The sequence below is a fragment of the Roseivirga pacifica genome, from assembly GCF_900111145.1.
Lineage (GTDB): Bacteria > Bacteroidota > Bacteroidia > Cytophagales > Cyclobacteriaceae > Roseivirga > Roseivirga pacifica.
In genome coordinates, this window is the sequence record NZ_FOIR01000001.1 from 1,108,633 (window position 1) to 1,126,418 (window position 17,786).

Annotated in this window: 16 protein-coding genes; 5 read left to right on the forward strand and 11 right to left on the reverse strand. The window is 41.3% G+C overall.

The features are described 5' to 3' along the window. Positions 1 to 4 precede the first annotated feature (4 nt). Positions 5 to 1,390 (forward strand): exopolysaccharide biosynthesis polyprenyl glycosylphosphotransferase, encoded by a 1,386-nt coding sequence (locus tag BMW98_RS04905; RefSeq protein WP_090257395.1) that lies wholly within the window; start codon positions 5 to 7, stop codon positions 1,388 to 1,390. A gap of 30 nt (positions 1,391 to 1,420) precedes the next feature. Here BMW98_RS04905 and BMW98_RS04910 read toward each other — a convergent pair whose 3' ends face one another. The 3 genes from BMW98_RS04910 to galE all read right to left on the reverse strand — a co-directional run bounded on the left by BMW98_RS04910 (position 1,421) and on the right by galE (position 4,848). Then, the gene (locus tag BMW98_RS04910) at positions 1,421 to 2,407 is read right to left on the reverse strand and encodes a UDP-glucuronic acid decarboxylase family protein (protein ID WP_090257397.1); all 987 of its coding nucleotides are present in this window, start codon (positions 2,405 to 2,407) and stop codon (positions 1,421 to 1,423) included. Positions 2,408 to 2,413: 6 nt separating this feature from the next. Continuing rightward, positions 2,414 to 3,730 carry a UDP-glucose dehydrogenase family protein gene (locus tag BMW98_RS04915; RefSeq protein WP_090257398.1) on the reverse strand — a complete coding sequence of 439 codons (1,317 nt, stop codon included), beginning with the start codon at positions 3,728 to 3,730 and terminating at the stop codon, positions 2,414 to 2,416. 98 nt (positions 3,731 to 3,828) lie between these two features. Next, positions 3,829 to 4,848 (reverse strand): UDP-glucose 4-epimerase GalE, encoded by a 1,020-nt coding sequence (gene galE / locus BMW98_RS04920; RefSeq protein WP_090257400.1) that lies wholly within the window; start codon positions 4,846 to 4,848, stop codon positions 3,829 to 3,831. 82 nt (positions 4,849 to 4,930) lie between these two features. Here galE and pheS point away from each other — a divergent pair, with 82 nt between their 5' ends. Both pheS and BMW98_RS04930 read left to right on the forward strand, forming a co-directional pair. Then, positions 4,931 to 5,950, forward strand: a complete 1,020-nt coding sequence (gene pheS / locus BMW98_RS04925) for a phenylalanine--tRNA ligase subunit alpha (protein ID WP_090257401.1) — start codon at positions 4,931 to 4,933, stop codon at positions 5,948 to 5,950. Then, positions 5,947 to 6,807 (forward strand): 3-hydroxyacyl-CoA dehydrogenase NAD-binding domain-containing protein, encoded by an 861-nt coding sequence (locus BMW98_RS04930; protein WP_338060832.1) that lies wholly within the window; start codon positions 5,947 to 5,949, stop codon positions 6,805 to 6,807. The genes pheS and BMW98_RS04930 overlap by 4 nt, the downstream gene beginning before the upstream one ends. On the opposite strand, the gene BMW98_RS04935 is transcribed toward BMW98_RS04930, so the two are convergent. The 8 genes from BMW98_RS04935 to aspS form a co-directional block, all read right to left on the reverse strand. Beyond that, on the reverse strand, positions 6,804 to 7,769 hold the full coding sequence (locus BMW98_RS04935; RefSeq protein ID WP_090257403.1) for an AAA family ATPase: 966 nt from the start codon (positions 7,767 to 7,769) through the stop codon (positions 6,804 to 6,806). The two genes, BMW98_RS04930 and BMW98_RS04935, sit on opposite strands and share 4 nt — an antisense overlap. A 1-nt stretch (position 7,770) precedes the next feature. Next, positions 7,771 to 9,135, reverse strand: coding sequence for a peptidylprolyl isomerase (locus BMW98_RS04940; RefSeq protein WP_162844682.1), 1,365 nt, complete (start codon positions 9,133 to 9,135; stop codon positions 7,771 to 7,773). Beyond that, complete coding sequence (locus BMW98_RS04945; protein WP_090257407.1) at positions 9,092 to 9,970, reverse strand: peptidyl-prolyl cis-trans isomerase; 879 nt, start codon at positions 9,968 to 9,970, stop codon at positions 9,092 to 9,094. Before BMW98_RS04945 ends, BMW98_RS04940 begins: the two co-directional genes overlap by 44 nt. Further along, entirely contained in the window at positions 9,960 to 11,879 is a 1,920-nt protein-coding gene (locus tag BMW98_RS04950; RefSeq protein WP_090257408.1) for a peptidylprolyl isomerase, read from the reverse strand. The genes BMW98_RS04945 and BMW98_RS04950 overlap by 11 nt, the downstream gene beginning before the upstream one ends. A gap of 12 nt (positions 11,880 to 11,891) precedes the next feature. After that, complete coding sequence (locus BMW98_RS04955; RefSeq protein ID WP_090257410.1) at positions 11,892 to 12,311, reverse strand: ATP-binding protein; 420 nt, start codon at positions 12,309 to 12,311, stop codon at positions 11,892 to 11,894. Beyond that, the gene (locus tag BMW98_RS04960) at positions 12,301 to 12,645 is read right to left on the reverse strand and encodes an STAS domain-containing protein (RefSeq protein WP_090257411.1); all 345 of its coding nucleotides are present in this window, start codon (positions 12,643 to 12,645) and stop codon (positions 12,301 to 12,303) included. Before BMW98_RS04960 ends, BMW98_RS04955 begins: the two co-directional genes overlap by 11 nt. A 21-nt stretch (positions 12,646 to 12,666) precedes the next feature. Beyond that, positions 12,667 to 14,700, reverse strand: coding sequence for a GAF domain-containing SpoIIE family protein phosphatase (locus BMW98_RS04965; RefSeq protein WP_090258217.1), 2,034 nt, complete (start codon positions 14,698 to 14,700; stop codon positions 12,667 to 12,669). Between the two features lie 104 nt (positions 14,701 to 14,804). Continuing rightward, entirely contained in the window at positions 14,805 to 16,556 is a 1,752-nt protein-coding gene (gene aspS, locus BMW98_RS04970) for an aspartate--tRNA ligase (protein WP_090257412.1), read from the reverse strand. Positions 16,557 to 16,636: 80 nt separating this feature from the next. On the opposite strand from aspS, the gene BMW98_RS04975 reads away from it, so the two are divergent. Continuing rightward, positions 16,637 to 17,086, forward strand: a complete 450-nt coding sequence (locus tag BMW98_RS04975; RefSeq protein ID WP_090257413.1) for a nucleoside deaminase — start codon at positions 16,637 to 16,639, stop codon at positions 17,084 to 17,086. 33 nt (positions 17,087 to 17,119) lie between these two features. Next, on the forward strand, positions 17,120 to 17,725 hold the full coding sequence (locus BMW98_RS04980; protein WP_090257414.1) for a superoxide dismutase: 606 nt from the start codon (positions 17,120 to 17,122) through the stop codon (positions 17,723 to 17,725). The last annotated feature ends 61 nt before the right edge of the window (positions 17,726 to 17,786 follow it).

A 17,786-nucleotide genomic window follows, 5' to 3' on the forward strand; every position in this document is an offset into this window, starting at 1 on the left:
ACACGTGAAAAAGCGCTTCAATAAATACTTTCCACCACTTTTCATTTTAGGTGAAGTAGTGGTTCTTACCATTATCTTTTTTATTGCGCTTTATGTGGCTTTTGGCTCTTTTGAACTTAATGTTCCGTATTCCTATGCCTTTATTGTATACATCTTACTTTGGCCAATATTTTCTTATGTCAATAAAGACTACAACATAGGCAGGGCTGTTAGCTATAACAATACCTTTAAAAAGGCTTTTGCTAGTGTTTTCATTTTCGTGTCCTCTATTTCATTACTATGGCTTTTTGTGGCTGGCGAAGAAATCAATCGTCAATTCATTATGGCTTTGGTGCTGTTCCTATTTCTGTGGTTAACCATATATAGGGTATTTGTTCACCTTGCACTTGATAGGTATCGGGCTTTTGGCGGAAATATTAGGTATGCTGCTATTGTTGGGTATGATAAACTAGGGTTTAAGCTTTTTGATTTACTTAAGAAGAAGCCTCATTATGGTATTAGGTCTCAAGGGATATACTTTGAAGGAAAACCAAGTGAGAGTAGAGCATATAAATACCCTCAGATGGGCTCCGTAGAGGAGCTCATTGAGGATAAATTTAAGGACTACGATTTCATATATATAAGCGATAGTCTTTCGCAGGAGATTAAAGATAGGGTAATTGAGGTTGCTGATTTCTACGCAAAAAAGGTAAAGTTATTACCAGAAATTAAAACAGATGCCTTAAAGACTTTTGTGCTAAGGAGATATGAGTCTATTGCGGTTATTGATGTCAATAACTTACCATTAGATCATGGGTTGAACAGATTTGCTAAAAGGGCTTTTGATATTGTTTTCTCAGGCTTTATTGTTGTTTTTGTGCTTTCTTGGCTTTATCCGCTCTTAGCTATTTTAATTAAAAGAGATAGTAAAGGCCCCGTACTTTTTAAGCAGTGGAGGGAAGGAAAAGATGGCGATTATTTTCTCTGCTACAAGTTCAGAACAATGGTTGTTAACAGTCAAGCAGACACTAAGTGGGCCTCGCCTGATGATCCCAGAATGACCAAAATTGGAGCTTTTCTGAGAAAGACCTCATTAGATGAATTTCCACAATTTGTTAATGTATTTCTAGGGCAAATGTCGGTGGTTGGCCCAAGGCCTCATCCCATATCTTTAAATGATCAATATAAATTCACAGTACAAAAGTTTGCCAAACGCCATGAGTTTAAGCCTGGGGTAACTGGTTTGGCACAGTCAATGGGTTATAGAGGTGAGATTACCGACTATTACCAAATGAACTCTAGAGTGAAGTTAGATAGGTTCTATTTACAGAACTGGTCCTTTTTACTCGATATGAAAATCATATTGCTGACAATGCTGGGTATAGCAAAAGGTCAGGAAAAGGCATATTAAAAAAGACCAGCCAAGCAGCTGGTCTTATGTTTATCTTCTATAATTAGAAAAGTCTTTGTGCTCCTTCTTAAAGAGTTTCTCTTGTGGCAAAGACTTAAAGTACTCGTAGGTTATTTTAAGTCCCTCTTCTCTACTCACTTTAGGTTCCCAGCCCAATATTTCCTTTGCCTTAGTAATATTAGGCTGTCGCTGCATTGGGTCGTCCTTCGGTAGCGGTTTATAAACCACTTTTTGATCAGTGCCTGTTAGTTTGATGATTTCTTCGGCAAACTGAGAAATAGTTATTTCATCAGGGTTACCTATGTTAACAGGTTGAGGATAGTCTGACATTAGTAGCCTGAAAATACCATCAACTTGGTCATCCACATAACAGAAAGACCTTGTTTGACTACCATCTCCAAAAACGGTTAGGTCTTCACCACGTAACGCTTGCCCAATAAAGGCAGGTAGTACACGCCCATCGTTTAAACGCATTCTTGGACCGTAAGTATTAAATATTCTAACAATTCTAGTTTCTACACCGTGGTAGGTATGGTATGCCATCGTCATGGCCTCTTGAAAGCGCTTGGCTTCGTCATATACACCTCTTGGCCCTACCGGATTTACATTTCCGTAGTACTCTTCCGTTTGTGGGTGAACCAATGGATCACCATAAACTTCAGAAGTTGAGGCTATGATCATTCTAGCTTGCTTAACTCTAGCCAGCCCTAGTAAATTATGTGTTCCTAATGAACCAACCTTTAAAGTTTGAATCGGGATTTTCAAATAGTCAATAGGGCTCGCTGGTGAGGCGAAATGAAGAATATAATCTAGGTTGCCCGAGACGTGAACAAAGTTCGAAACATCATGGTGATGAAATTCAAAGTGTTCAAGCGGCATAAGGTGCTCTATGTTGTCTAAGCTTCCGGTAATAAGGTTGTCCATGCCTATAACATGAAATCCCTCTTTTATAAACCTGTCGCAAAGGTGAGAGCCTAAAAAGCCTGCGGCACCTGTTATTAATACTCTTTTTTTCATGATTGTTTATTGAAGACCAATACCATAGTAGGTAAAGCCGGCTTCTCTAAGTTCTTCTCGGTCATAAATGTTTCTACCATCGAAGATTACTTTATTCTTAAGAAGCTTTCCTATAACGTTAAAGTTTGGAACTCTGAATTCTGGCCACTCAGTAACCAGCAAAAGTGCGTCTGCATCAACTAAAGTGTCATATTCGTCTTTAGCGTATGTAATTGTATCACCTAAATCGCGAGTAGCTTCGTGCATTGCTACTGGATCGAACGCTTTTACTTTGGCCCCTAGTGCTAGTAACTGATTAATGATTACGATAGAAGGCGCTTCTCTCATGTCGTCTGTTTTAGGCTTGAAAGAAAGCCCCCAGATGGCGAAAGTCATTCCGCTAAGGTCATCTCCAAAGTGATTTTTGATCTTTTTAACTAGTACGGACTTTTGAGCTTCATTTACCCCTTCAACAGCTTTTAACACTTGCATGTTATAACCATTTTCATCTGCAGTTTTAATCAGTGCTTTTACATCTTTAGGGAAACAAGATCCGCCATAACCTACACCTGGGTATATGAACTTGGTACCAATTCTGTTATCACTACCAATTCCTTTTCTTACCATGTTCACGTCTGCTCCCATGATTTCGCAAAGGTTCGCAATGTCGTTCATAAAGCTGATTTTAGTAGCAAGCATAGAGTTTGCTGCATACTTGGTCATCTCGGCAGAAGGTACATCCATAAAAATTGTAGGGTGACCATTTAATAAGAAAGGCTTATAAAGCTTTTCCATGATTTTCTTAGCATTGTCAGACTCGATACCAACAACAATTCTGTCTGGTTTTAAGAAGTCCTGAATAGCAGCTCCCTCTTTTAGGAATTCCGGGTTAGATGCTACGTCAAATGGAATGTTTACTCCTCTTTTATCTAATTCTTCTTGAACAGCGTTTTTAACCTTCTGAGCAGTTCCTACAGGTACTGTGCTTTTTGTTACTACTACAATGTAGTCTTCTATGTTCTGACCAATCTCTCTGGCCACGGCTAGTACATATTTAAGGTCAGCACTGCCATCTTCTCCCGGAGGTGTTCCTACAGCAATAAACGCTGCCTCAGAATCTTTTACAGAATCGGCCAATTTTGTTGAAAAGTGTAGCCTATCTTTTTCATAGTTTCTTTTAACCATGTCCTCCAAACCTGGCTCATAAATAGGCATTACACCTTCTTTAAGCCCTTCGATTTTCTTTTGGTCTATATCTATACATGTAACGTCTATCCCTACTTCCGAAAAGCAAGTGCCTGTTACTAAGCCTACATACCCGGTTCCTACAATTGTGATTTTCATGATTATTTATTTACTACAAATCTATTTTCTTAAATGTCGTTTACTTTATTAATTGGATGACTCTCCTAAAAATATCGGTGAATGTACCATTATTGTCGTTAAGCGTTTGATAATGCCTGCTGCCATTTCCAAGAATCCCTCATAGCATCAGAAAGGGTGTATTTACATTCCCAGTTCAATAGCTTTTTCGATTTGTCTACTTGAGCGTATACCTTCTCCACATCACCAGGTCTTCTAGGGCCAACCTTGTAGTTCAGCTTTTGGCCTGTCTCTTTTTCAAAAGCATTAATGGCTTCTAGTACCGTATTTCCTTTGCCGGTTCCAATGTTTATAAAGTCTATGTGGTTACTCTCTTCAATGCTGTTTAAGTGACGGATTGATTGAACATGCGCATCTGCTAAATCCATTACGTGTATGTAATCCCTAATACAGGTTCCGTCAGGTGTATTGTAATCATCGCCAAACACCGTGAGCTCTTTTCTTATACCAGCTGCAGTTTGCATAATAAATGGCACTAAGTTGTTCGGCACACCTAATGGCAATTCGCCAATTTCGGCCGATGGATGCGCACCTATCGGGTTGAAATACCTTAGAGAGATTATTTTAAGTGCTGCTCCGCTTTTAACTGTATCTTCTAAAATTTCTTCTCCAACAGCCTTGGTGTTGCCGTAAGGAGAGGTTGCTTGCTGTTTTGGAGTTTCTTCAGTTACTGGTAATTTTTCCGGCTGGCCATAAACCGTGCAAGACGATGAGAAAACTAGGTTCTGCACTTTGGCTTCTGTCATTTCTTGCAACAAAAGAACTAATGCCGAAATGTTATTTTCATAGTACATCAAAGGCTTTTCAACAGACTCACCTACGGCTTTTTTAGCAGCAAAGTGAATGATGCCTTCAATCTCTTGATCTTGAAAAACTTGCTTCATGAGCTTTCTGTCAAGGCAATCACCTTCATATAATTTGAAGGATTTTCCCGTAATGTTCTTCAGTCCATCCATTACACTTTTTTCAGAGTTGGAAAAGTTATCGAGAATTATTGGGTTGAAGCCCTCTTCGTGGAGGCGTACAACTACGTGTGACCCTATATAGCCTGCTCCGCCTGTGACAAGAATGTTTTTCATAATAACTCAAAAATAAGGTACATTTTAACATATTAAGAACGGCTCTGTTATTTTTGTGCAACTTTAAAAGAAAAGAATAGGTATGGCGAGCAAGCTCGAGACAATTGCGGAAGAAATTAAAGGCTATTCAGTAAGTAATCAAGAAGAGTTGGAGGCATATAGACTTCGCTTTATTGGGAGAAAAAATGTGCTGGTAGATTTATTTGCTGAAATCCGAAATGTGCCAAACGAAGAGAAAAAGGCTTATGGCCAAGCGGTGAATGAGCTAAAAGAGTTGGCGCAAACAAAGTTTCAGGAGCTAATTGCAAGTTTGGAAACTTCCGAGGATGACTCGGAGAGCCCGATAGATTTAACTTTGCCGCCTGTTCATTCAGAGTTTGGTTCAATTCACCCGCTTACAGCTACACGCCAGAGGTTCATTCAGATCTTTGAACGTATTGGGTTTAACGTTTCTGAAGGGCCGGAAATCGAAGATGATTGGCACAACTTTACTGCCTTAAACTTTCCGGAAAACCATCCGGCAAGAGAAATGCAGGATACTTTCTTTATTGAGAAGAACCCAGACATCGCGCTTAGAACCCACACGTCAAGTGTTCAAATTCGTGTAATGGAAAATGAAAAGCCACCAATAAGAACGCTTTCCCCAGGAAGGGTTTTTAGAAATGAGGCGATTTCTGCCAGAGCACACTGTGTTTTTCATCAAATGGAAGGTCTTTATGTAGATGAAGGCGTTTCTTTTGCTGACCTTAAGCAGACGCTTTATCACTTTGCCAAGGAAATGTTCGATAAGGATACCCAAGTGCGCTTTCGCCCTTCTTACTTCCCTTTTACTGAGCCGAGTGCGGAAATCGACATCTCTTGCCAGATTTGTCATGGTGATGGTTGTAACATCTGTAAATATTCTGGTTGGGTAGAAATTGGTGGTTCTGGTATGGTGGATCCGAACGTGCTTGAAAACTGTGGAATTGACTCTACCAAATACACAGGTTTTGCTTTCGGAATGGGTATAGAGCGTATTGCCATGTTGAAATATGGAATCAAAGATTTGCGTCTGTTTACCGAAAACGACATTCGATTCTTAAAACAATTCAACACTGTATGATGGAGTTGGAAAACATAAAAAAGATAGCAGTTGTTGGGGCAGGTACCATGGGGCAGGGTATTGCTCAAATATCGGCCATGGCAGGCTACTCGGTACGATTATTCGACTTGAATGCCACTGCGCTTGAAAACGCTGTTCAGAAAATTGAAGGAAACCTTTCCAAAGGTATTGAAAGAGGGAAGGTAACCGAAGCACAAAAGGAGGCCTGTCTAGCAAATATTCAAACTACAGTTGAGCAGTCGGAATTAGTGGCTGATGTAGTGATTGAAGCAATTGTAGAAAAACTGGAGGTAAAGAAAAGCCTTTTTGCTCAGTTGGAATCGATAAACTCTGATCAGACAATTTTGGCTTCCAATACGTCTTCAATTCCAATCACGAGAATTGCAGCCGACTTGAAGCATCCTGAGCGCTTTGTGGGAATGCACTTCTTCAACCCTGCACATATTATGAAGTTGGTGGAGGTAATTTCGGGAGCGGCTACGGCACCAGCAATTGCCCAAACCATTTACGACCTGTCTAAAAAGTTAGGCAAAGTGCCTGTAATGGCCAACGATGCCCCGGGATTCATAGTGAACAGGGTAGCACGCCACTTTTATGTGGAAAGCCTTAAAACCGTGGAAGAAGGTGTGACAGATTTTGAAGGCCTTGATAAACTAATTGAGTCAACTGGCTTTAAAATGGGACCATTCCGACTGATGGATTTGATTGGTATTGACACCAACTATTCCGTTACGGTTTCCATGTTCAATGCTTTTCATCAAGATGCTAAGTTTAGGCCATCGCGTATTCAGCAGCAGAAAGTTGATGCGGGGCATCATGGAAGAAAAACCAAGAAGGGGTTCTATACTTACGACTAAAGCAAGTCCTCAATTAGCTTAGCAATTGTAATTCCTTCGGCTTCTGCCTTAAAGTTTCTTACAATTCTGTGTTGAAGAATTGGCAATGCCACGGCTTGAACATCTTCAATGTCGGGCGAATACTTTCCATTAATCAAGGCATTACACTTAGCGGCAATAATCAGGCTTTGTGAAGCACGTGGGCCTGCACCCCACTCAATGTATTCTTTTGTGATACCTGGTGCTTTTTCGCTCTCAAAACGGGTTTTATGAACGAGCCCAACAGCGTATTCTATCACATTGTCAGCAACGGGTACTCTGCGTACCAAATGCTGGTATTCCATTACCTCTTTTGCTCCAAGCACGTGATTCACCTTAGGTTTTTCATCGGTGGTAGTGTTCTTCACAATATCAACCTCTGATTGAAAGCTTGGGTAAGTCAATGATATATTGAATAGAAAGCGGTCTAATTGTGCCTCAGGTAGGGGATAGGTTCCTTCTTGTTCAATAGGGTTTTGCGTGGCAAGCACAAAAAATGGTCGTTCTAACGGAAAGTGCTGACCGGCAACAGTTACAGAATATTCCTGCATAGCCTCCAAAAGCGCTGCTTGTGTTTTTGGAGGAGTTCTGTTGATCTCATCTGCCAGAATAATATTGGCAAATATTGGCCCCTGAATAAACTTGAAATTGCGGTCCTTATCAATGGTTTCGGCACCAAGGATATCGGATGGCATAAGATCTGGCGTAAACTGAATGCGTTTAAAGCTTAGATCTAAGGCCGATGCAATGGTTTGGATAAGCAAGGTTTTGGCCAGACCTGGCACCCCAACCAACAAACTGTGCCCCTGACAAAATATTGAAGTCAACATAAGGTTTACCACCTCATCTTGCCCAATAATTACTTTCGATATTTCTGATTTTAGTTTCTTAAAGTCTTCGAAAAACCGATCGGCCAAAGCCACATCAGGGGATTTGTCAGTCATACTATTGTTCGTTTACGATTCCACACCTATTATACTCAGGATCAACTTCAAGATAAACCTCTTTCATTTTATCGGAGAGATACTCTTGTCGGGTAATCGCTTTTTTCATTTGTAAGGTAGCAGCCTTCAATTTTTCAAAGTCGTCCGAGAGGTTTGCCTTGTGTGGAGGAATTCTCTTTTTATAATAAATAATTCTAACAATCTGTTGATCGGCACTTACTTGCACCCTTTGTGGTTCAGAAATTTCACCTTCCTTCATCTTGTCAATCGCAAAGAAAAGTTCTGGGTCCAAACCTTCAGCAGGTACCTTCAAAGAACCAAACTGACCTTGCAAAAACCCTCCATTAGTAGAGGTCTGCTTGTCGTCAGAGTATTCTTTGGCAGCTGCTTCAAAAGTGATAGAGTCTGCCTGAATTTGTGTTCTCAAACTGTCTAAGAAGTTAACGGCTCTAACCACATCTTGTTCCGAAGGTTTTGGCATCATAATAATGTGGCGGCTATTGTATTCATTTCCTCGTTTTTCAATTAATTGAATAAGGTGAATTCCGAAGCTCGATTCGATGGGTTGAGAAATTTCACCTGGTTTAAGAGAAAGTGCTCCTGCTTCGTAGGCAGGATCCATTGAACCACGCGCTGCAAAACCCAAGTTACCACCATTTGGTCCCGAAGGTCCTTGTGAATAAGAAGTAGCCAGAATTTCAAAAGACTCGCCTTTCAAAGCCCTTTCACGAATGGCAACCAGTTGTTCTCTAATCTTATCTTTTTCTGCCCTACTAACTTCAGGTTCTTTTACAATTAAGCCTACCTCGTATTCTACCGAATAAAGTGGCAAACTATCTCTAGGAATCTGATTAAAGAATTTCTTTACCTCGTTTGGCGTTACAGATGTCTCGGCCAGAATATTAGTTTCTTGCTCCTGAATTAGTAGTTGCTCTTCAATAGTTGGGCGTAGTTCATCAGCAAATTGCTCAACTGATTTTCCGTAGGCCTGCTGTATCGCTTCTTCTGAACCAAACTGCTGAATAATGCGCTGCATCCTACCCTGAACTTCGTAGTCTACACGCCCCGGGTCAAGCTGTACGGAGTCAATTTCAGACATTACAAGCATTACCTTGTTTTCAACAAAGTTTCTTAGGATAAGGCAGCGTGCATCTCCTTGGAATTCTCTTGCTTGTTGACTTTGCAAAAAGTTGATATAGGCGGCCTCAAGGTCGCTTTTAAGGATAATCTTGTCGTCTACTTTGGCTACGATTTTATCTACCACTTGGCCGTCTTGGCCAAAGGTATTAACCGATTGCAATGCCAAAAACACAAGGCAAATACTAGCGAAATATTTGGTAATCTTCATTCTCTTTAGCTTGCTCATAAATTTCATTTTCCAACCGCTTTACCAGCTCTATTTTACGCTTGTTTATGATGATGTTTCTAATGTCATCAGTTACAAATTCCAACGGTGATAACTCCTCAGAAATTTTGTACTCGTTGATTTTGAGGAGGTAAAGATATAGAGAATCCTTTTCTTCAACATATTGGTTTGTTCTCAGAAACTGGATTTTGTTGGAGATTGTAGAAAAAGGTGAATTCTTAATGATGTCGTCAAACTTTATCCAAGTAGAGTCTTCCAAGCTGTAGTTGTCAGCAAATTGAAACGCATAAGATCGCAGCGACTCTAAATCGTTCGGGCGCGAGGATTTAATCCACCGCTTTACATTGTTTAGCTTTTGGGCTTGCTGGCTTACTTTAATAAATCTGCCTCTGAAAATATTTTGACGAAGCGAGAAGTTGTCTTTGTTCTGGTTATAATAGGACTCAATTTCCTGATTAGAAACCACGGTGTCTAACCGCTGTTCTACCATTAGTTTTTGATACTCATAAGAAATTAGGGCATAGCGATAGTCGGCCACTTTCTTTTCAATATCGGCCATATCGATGCGCATATTTTCATTGGCTTTTCGCACCAAAAGTTCTTTTTTGAGCCAGTTTTCTACATATCTATTGGTAATGCTGGCACTATCAGTTTTTGAGGTGTTTGGTCCAACTAAATTGGCAATGTCGCTTTTGGTAAGTATAGATGTGCCAACCTGCCCAACAATTTCGGAAGTTCCAGTTTGTTGGGGGCTATCACTAGCAGGACTCAGGTACTCGCAAGAGAGTACAAAAAAGCAGGCAAAAAATAATATATAATGGTACTTATTTGTCAAGGTTACTTAGCGCTTTAAGCTTCTGTTCGTTCACTACAATCTTTCTTTCAGATCTTAGCTTATTGTTCCACTCGTTTTCCAACGCTTGTTGGTAGTCAGAAATTACCCTTCCCCTAATTTCTTCAAAACTGAAATGCCCAGCTTGGCGTATTTCGTTTATTTGAATAATTTCAGTGGTGTTGTTAGTGGGTATAAAACCTCCTGCTAGAGCAACAAAAGATTCAAAATTAGGTATTTCACTTTTGGTAATAGTTGTTTTAGCAAATTTTAACTTTGCCACCTCACTTTGATCAATAACACCAGTTAAATAGGTTTGAATATCCTCGTAATTAGGGTTTTCTGTAAGAGCTTTCTTTACAGCAGAATGGGTTTCATTGGAAAGTCCGTTGACCTTGGTAACCACATAGCGTTCTTCTGCAGTGTAGCTGTTCAAGTGGTTCTGGTAGAATTCTACTTGCCCAAGGCTATCTTCTAAGGCCTTGTCCCAAACCTCCTTTTGCATTATTTCGAAAAGCAGAAGACCTTCCTCATACTCTTGTCTCAGGTAGCCATACTCTGGGTATTTCGTAGGTGCCAAAGAGTCTTCCACCTGTAACAAAGTGGCTGCTTCAAATTCTGAATAAGCTTTTTGCAAACGAGGCATGCTCCATACTGAGTCTGTTGGTAGCAAGTATTGCTTCAGGTCGAAAGCGGTGGTGGGTTTATTCAGCAGCTTAAAGAATGTCTGACTCCTTAGTGTTCGGTTGTTTATCGATTTTAGGTTTTTGTTAGCCAATTCGTTCAGAATAGCATTTTCATTGCTGGTTCTCACAAACTGGTTTTCAGCCTTAAGCTTTGCCAAAAGTTTAGGGCGACTTAGCTGGTTTCGGCCAGACTGCTTGATTTGTCTTTCTATTTCTGCCCTTAGTTCTGTGAGTGGGGGCAGTGGCTGTTTGGCATCTAAGCGTACTATGTGCCAGCCAAACTGGGTAGGTTTTGGCTGTGTGTATGTCCCTTCGGTTTCTATAGAAAAGGCTATGTCCAAAAAGTCATCGGGTAACTGCCGTAGCCCAACAAACGGTAGAGCACCGGCTTTCATTTTTGTATTATTGTCATCAGAATAGCGCTTTACTATATCGTTCCAGTTAGCGCCTGTTTGTAATGAATCGTAAGCTTGTTGTGCCAGCCTTTGAGCAGTAGGCGAGCCATGTTTTTGGTTGCTCAAAAAGATGTGCGAAACACGCACTTTGCCTCGGGCTGGGCGCTTTTCGTTTACATAAACCAAGTGGTAGCCAAATTCTGTTCGGCATATTTTTGATGTGGCTCCGGCCTCAGTTTCGTAAGCTGCTGTTTCAAAAGGATACACCATCATGAAGGCCGAAAACCAGCCGAGTTTTCCACCGTCTTTTGCCGAACCATCTTGTGAAAGTGTTTTGGCTGCATCGGCAAAAGCTTTTCCATCGGTAATGGTTGCGCGTAGGCTATCTAGTTTGTTATACGCAGCCAACGTGTCTGCAGGTTCGGCATCGGGATTAACTCTTAGCAGTATATGAGATGCATTCACTTCCCATTGCATGCGTTCGTAAGCTTCCTGCACCAAGGCTTCTTCGGTGCGATTGCTTTGCAAATAGGGCTTTCTTATTTGGGAAAGGTAAGCATTGAGCTCTTGCTGAAAAGCAGCGTTTTGGTCTAGGCCTCGATCGTAGGCTTCGAGTACCTTTAGTTTAAAATTAATGTACTGATCTAAATAAGTTCTTAAGGAGTCGTGGTGAATTGGCAGGCTGTTGTCCCTATTCTTGTTGTAAGCATAGAGTAGTTCACCGGCAGTGATTTCAGTATTGTTAATAGTGGCTACCGTGTTGCTTTGTTGCCAAGCAAACGTTTGGGCAGTAGAAAAGGCCAGAAGTGCAAAAAGTATACTGAGACGCATTTTCGAAGGCAATTAATCCTCGAAGGTAACTTTTTTGAAGAGGCGAAGAACGTTTTTGTTCTGTGTAGATTGAAATTCTATGCTATCCATGATTTTCTTAACCAACATAATGCCAATACCTCCCTTGTTTTTGTTTTTAATCAGTTCGCCAATAATGGGTTCTTCATAATTAACAATGTCGAAGGCATGGCCATAATCGATGATTTCAAATTGAACGCCCTCGGTTTTGAAGTCGATTGAGAGGCTTACTTTTTCAAAATCTTTGCCGGCATGGCCATGGATAATAATGTTTGCACAAACCTCGTCAACGGCTAGCACCATCATGTTAGTTTCTATTTCAGAAACATGATGATCTGCCAGCACTTCTGTTACGTACTTGCGCATCAGCCTAAGCTGGTTTTTACTGCTCGGTATGTTAAAACTATACGGCATTTAACGTTTCAATAGCTTCTTCTTTGTCTTTTTTAATGGTTAAAAGTTGGTCTAGGCCAAGTATTCCAAACACTTTCAGCACTTTTTCAGAAAGGCCAAAAATGATAAAGCTGATCGATTTTTGATTGATCTCTTCTATGTAGGACATAAACACGCCCAGTCCGGCCGAAGATATGTAGTTAAGATTGGTACAGTCGATTAGGATTTGTGGCATTCCTTCGTCCATCGCATCTCTTATGGCTTTATCCAAATGAATGGATGAACTTGCATCGGCTTCTCCACTTACGTGAATAAGCAGAAAATGGTTTTCGTTTTGTTTATCTATTGTTAGCATCGCTATTTAATTCTACGTATTTCATTTAAACTTGATCACCACTATTGTATAATCATCGTCCAAATCTTTGCGTTCACAAAACTCATAGAGTTTGCTTATAAATACCTTCTGAATCATCACAGGATCGTAGTGTGCATTCTTTTCCAAAAGGCTCTTCATTCTTTCAAAGCCAAACTCATCTTTCTCAGAATTAGTGGCTTCAGAAATTCCATCGGTGTATAGCACCAAAATGTCTTCCTTGTTGAACGATATCTTATTAACCTCGATGAAGTTTTTGTAGCTATCGTTGCGCATAATCCCTAGTCCAAGCCCTTTGTTTTGAAAAAAGTCTGCTTCTTTTTTCTGCTTATCATAGTAAAGGGTTGGGCAGTGGCCGGCTCGTGCATATTCTATTTCTCTTTTTTCGGTGTCGATTATGTAATACGTAAGCGTGATGAAAGAGGTGCGTTCCAAACACTTACTAAGTGCCGTGTTGGCGTGAATCAGGAATTCTTTAGGGCTAAGGTCTAATTGAACCAAACTTTGGAAAATCCCCTTCATTTGCGACATGTGGAATGCGGCAGAAGTTCCTTTACCCGAAACGTCACCAATTACAATGGCAAACTTGGTGTCACTGAGTTTAAAGGTATCGTAATAGTCGCCCCCAACCTCTGCAGCGGCTTCGGTAAAGGCATGAATTTGAAAAGCATCGTTATGGTCGAGCTGCTCTGGCAGCAGCGCCCGTTGTACGCTTTTGGCAATGTTCAACTCCTCTTTGTAACGCTCGTTTTCTATGGCTTCGCCCATCAAGCGGAAGTTCTCAACGGACACACTGGCCTGGCTAGCAAATGTGTTGATGATGTTGATCATTTCCTTGTTGAAGCCATCGGTAACTTCGTTGAGCAAGTACATAAAGCCAACCACATTACTTTTTACCGTAATAGGCACTATAAAAACAGAGCGGTAAGTAGATTTTTTTAGTGTGATTAAAACCCGCTCCGAATCTTTGTCCGAAGAGAAAGGGTTTTTCATTACCGTACGGCTTTTCGCCCGATGCGTATGTTCCTTAACCTGGTTTATCTTCTCGCGGCTAATGTGCTTGGCAATGAACTTTGACTCCTTGTCATGTGAATTGATTTCGATCCAACCGGCATCGGCATATACCGCGCTCATCGATGAGGTTAGCAGTACATCGAATATTTCGTCTTCATTTTCGCCCTGCTGTATAGATTGGCTAAGCCGCTGAAAGTTGATGGCTTCTTCCATTTTCTGTTCAAAAACCGATGATGTCGGTAGGTTGAACAGGATAACCAAGAGAGAAAAGATACTGTAAAACGTAAGGAAGGTAAACAGCACAATTAGGAATAGGCTGTCAATATCTTGCAAGAAGGCCAGCGATTCTTCAGGTGGTGTGTATAGGTAAGAGAAGAAGTAGAAAATGTAAATAATGATGAGCAGAATCAGTAGAATGCTCTTCCACTTTTGCTTAAAGTTAAGGTAGGCTACCCACTTAAGGTTACCGGAAAGCACAATGGACATACCGCCCAAGGCGACAAATAGAATTTGGAACCACAGGTGGCTTTGCAAGTTATACCCCGTAAGGTTAAACAGAATAGAAAGCATTAAACCTGCCTCAAAGGTATTCCAGTAAAAGACCAGCCTTTTCGATTTCTGGTATAAGATCAACCTTTTCCAAACCGTAAAAGTACTGATAAGGAATACTGAGATCAGTGCTTTGTTAATGTCGTAAAGTGCCGTAATGAGAAACTCGTTGTTGGCCAGCGCTGTGCCATCAATAGAGCTATAAAACAGCCGGAATATTAGGGAGATAATGGTTGTGACAAGGCCTGTTGCAAATACCCGCCAAAGCAGGTCTACAAAGTTGCCACTTTCTACATTGCTAATTTTAAAACGGTAGTAAATAACAATGAAGACATAGAAAAGGGCTTCGATAAGGCGAGGAATTTCAGCCCGAATACCCAAATCCAAATCGCTGCGAATTGCCAGAAGCTGCAGCACATCAATAAGAATAACGATAAGCCAAAGCAGTACGGCCAGCACTAGGCTGAGTCGCATATAAAACTTCGGTGTTAGTGTTATTTTCATTGAGTATTAAAAAGTCCGAAGCTACAAGATACGCCTTAGCGGATTTTTACAAAACCCGCCAAGGCTAAACTTGCTTAATCTTCTTTAAGACGAATGCCTAACTCGTCAAGCTGCGCATTATTTACGACAGAAGGAGAGTCAATCATTACGTCACGTCCTGATGTGTTTTTAGGGAAAGCGATGTAATCACGAATGCTGTCTGAACCACCAAACATGGCGCAGAGTCTATCGAAACCAAAGGCAATGCCACCGTGTGGAGGTGCCCCATATTCAAAAGCATCCATTAAAAAGCCAAACTGTGCTTTCGCTTCTTCTGGCGTAAAACCAAGGTGCTTGAACATAAGTGCCTGTGTTGTTTTATCGTGAATACGAATAGAGCCACCGCCAATCTCAACACCGTTAATTACCAAATCGTAGGCGTTTGCTCTTACTTCACCAGGTGCGGTATCAAGCTTTGCAATGTCCTCCTTCAATGGCGAGGTAAACGGATGGTGCATAGCATGGAAACGCTCGGTTTCTTCGTCCCATTCCAGTAGTGGGAAGTTCACCACCCAAAGTGGTTTAAACTCGTCTTTCTTTCTTAGGCCAAGCTCTTTGCCCATGTGCAAGCGCAATTCGTTCATTTGCTTGCGTGTGGTATTGGTAGCGCCAGAAAGTACCAGCATTAGGTCGCCAGCTTCAGCACCAGCTTTTTCAGCCCAAACTTTTAGGTCTTCTTGTGAGTAGAACTTGTCTACCGAAGATTTAAAAGTGCCATCTACATTGCATTTTACATACACCAAACCTTTGGCGCCAACCTGAGGTCTTTTTACAAAGTCGGTAAGTGCATCGAGCTGCTTGCGTGTGTATTCTGCACAGTCTTTGGCGCAAATTCCTACCACTAGCTCAGCTTGGTCGAATACATTGAAGCCTTTGTTTTGGGCAACATCGTTCAATTCTACGAACTCCATTCCAAAGCGTACGTCTGGCTTGTCGCTACCGTACTTGCTCATGGCTTCGGCATATTCCATGCGAGGGAATTCACCGAGCTCTACGCCTTTAATCGACTTGAATAGGTGTCTGGTCATGCCCTCGAACGTATCGAGCACATCGTCTCTTTCTACAAAGGACATTTCGCAGTCAATCTGGGTAAATTCTGGCTGACGGTCGGCTCTTAAATCCTCATCTCTAAAGCACTTTACAATTTGAAAGTACCTATCGAAGCCCGAAACCATAAGCAACTGCTTAAAGGTTTGTGGAGATTGCGGCAGGGCATAAAATTCGCCCGGATTCATTCTAGAAGGTACCACAAAGTCTCTGGCGCCTTCTGGAGTTGATTTTATAAGTACAGGCGTTTCCACCTCAATAAATTCTTGGTCGCTCAAGAAGTTTCTTACAGCATTGGCCATTTTACTTCTTAGCTCTAGTTTTCTACGTACTTCTCCTCTTCTTAAGTCTAAGTAGCGGTATTTCATGCGCAGGTCTTCACCACCGTCTGTTTCGTCTTCTATTACAAAAGGAGGTGTTTTAGAAGCATTTTGGATATTGATTTCTTGTACATCAATTTCCACTTCTCCGGTTGGAATCTTGTCGTTTTTAGAATAGCGCTCTATTACTTTTCCTTTTACAGAAATTACAAACTCTCTACCCAATTCGCGGGCAGTTTTTAGTGCTTGTTCAGGTGTTCTACCTTCTTCTAGCGTAAGCTGAGTAACACCATATCTGTCGCGAAGGTCAATCCACATCAATCCGCCTTTATCGCGAATTTTCTGCACCCAGCCAGATAGCGTTACCTCATTATTTACATTATCTATTCTTAGTTCGCCACAAGTATGTGTTCTCAACATGGTATTCTACTTAAAAATGAGTCGCAAATTTAGCAATACTTTTAGCATTTGGGGGTAGTTTTGCATGAAAACCCAGCAAAATGGAGCTCTCTATTCACAGCGATGAACACTTTATGAACCAAGCTTTAAAACAGGCCCAAATTGCCTATGAAGAAGGCGAGGTGCCAGTAGGGGCGGTTGTGGTGGTAGAGAAGCAGATTGTATCGCGCGCTTACAACCAAACAGAGCGGCTAAACGATGTTACCGCTCATGCCGAAATGTTGGCGGTTACGGCCGCAGCAAATGCTTTGGGAGCAAAGTACTTAAATGAGTGCACTTTATATGTTACCTTAGAGCCTTGCGCTATGTGTGCAGGTGCCTTATACTGGGCGCAACTTGGCAAACTGGTTTATGCTGCAAGCGATGGTAAGCGCGGTTTTACCACAAAAGGGAAAAACTTGTTGCATCCGCGAACAGAAGTAAGCTCAGGTTTGTTGGGTATGGAGAGCGAGGCTTTGATCAAACGGTTCTTTGCTGAGCTTAGAAATTGAAATTATTTTTTCATCAAATTAAACATAACAAAAATGGCATTTGAATTACCTGAACTTCCATATGCACACGATGCATTGGAACCACATATTGATGCAAAAACCATGGAAATTCACCATGGAAAACACCACGCTGGTTATACTTCTAAATTGAATGGTGCTGTAGAAGGTACCGACATGGAAGGAAAAAGTATTGAAGAGCTATTGGAGAACAACAGTGACAATGGCGCTATTAGAAACAACGGTGGAGGATACTACAACCACAACCTTTTCTGGACGGTAATGTCTCCAAACGGTGGTGGCGAGCCTTCTGGCGAATTGGCCGATGCGATTAAAGAGGCTTACGGTTCTTTCGATGGTTTTAAAGAAGCATTTTCTAATGCAGCAGCTACTCGTTTCGGTTCTGGTTGGGCATGGCTTTGTGTTCATTCTGGCGGAAAAGTAGAGGTTTGCTCTTCGGCTAACCAAGACAACCCGTTAATGCCAAACGTAGGCTGCGGTGGTACACCAATTTTGGGTCTTGATGTGTGGGAACACGCTTACTACCTAAACTACCAGAACAGAAGACCTGACTATATCTCAGCGTTCTTCAGTGTAATTAACTGGGAAGAAGTGAGCAAGCGTTACGCTGCTGGTAAATAAGACTAATTTAATTCGACATAATAAAAGCCGTGCATCTTTAAGGTGTACGGCTTTTTGTTTT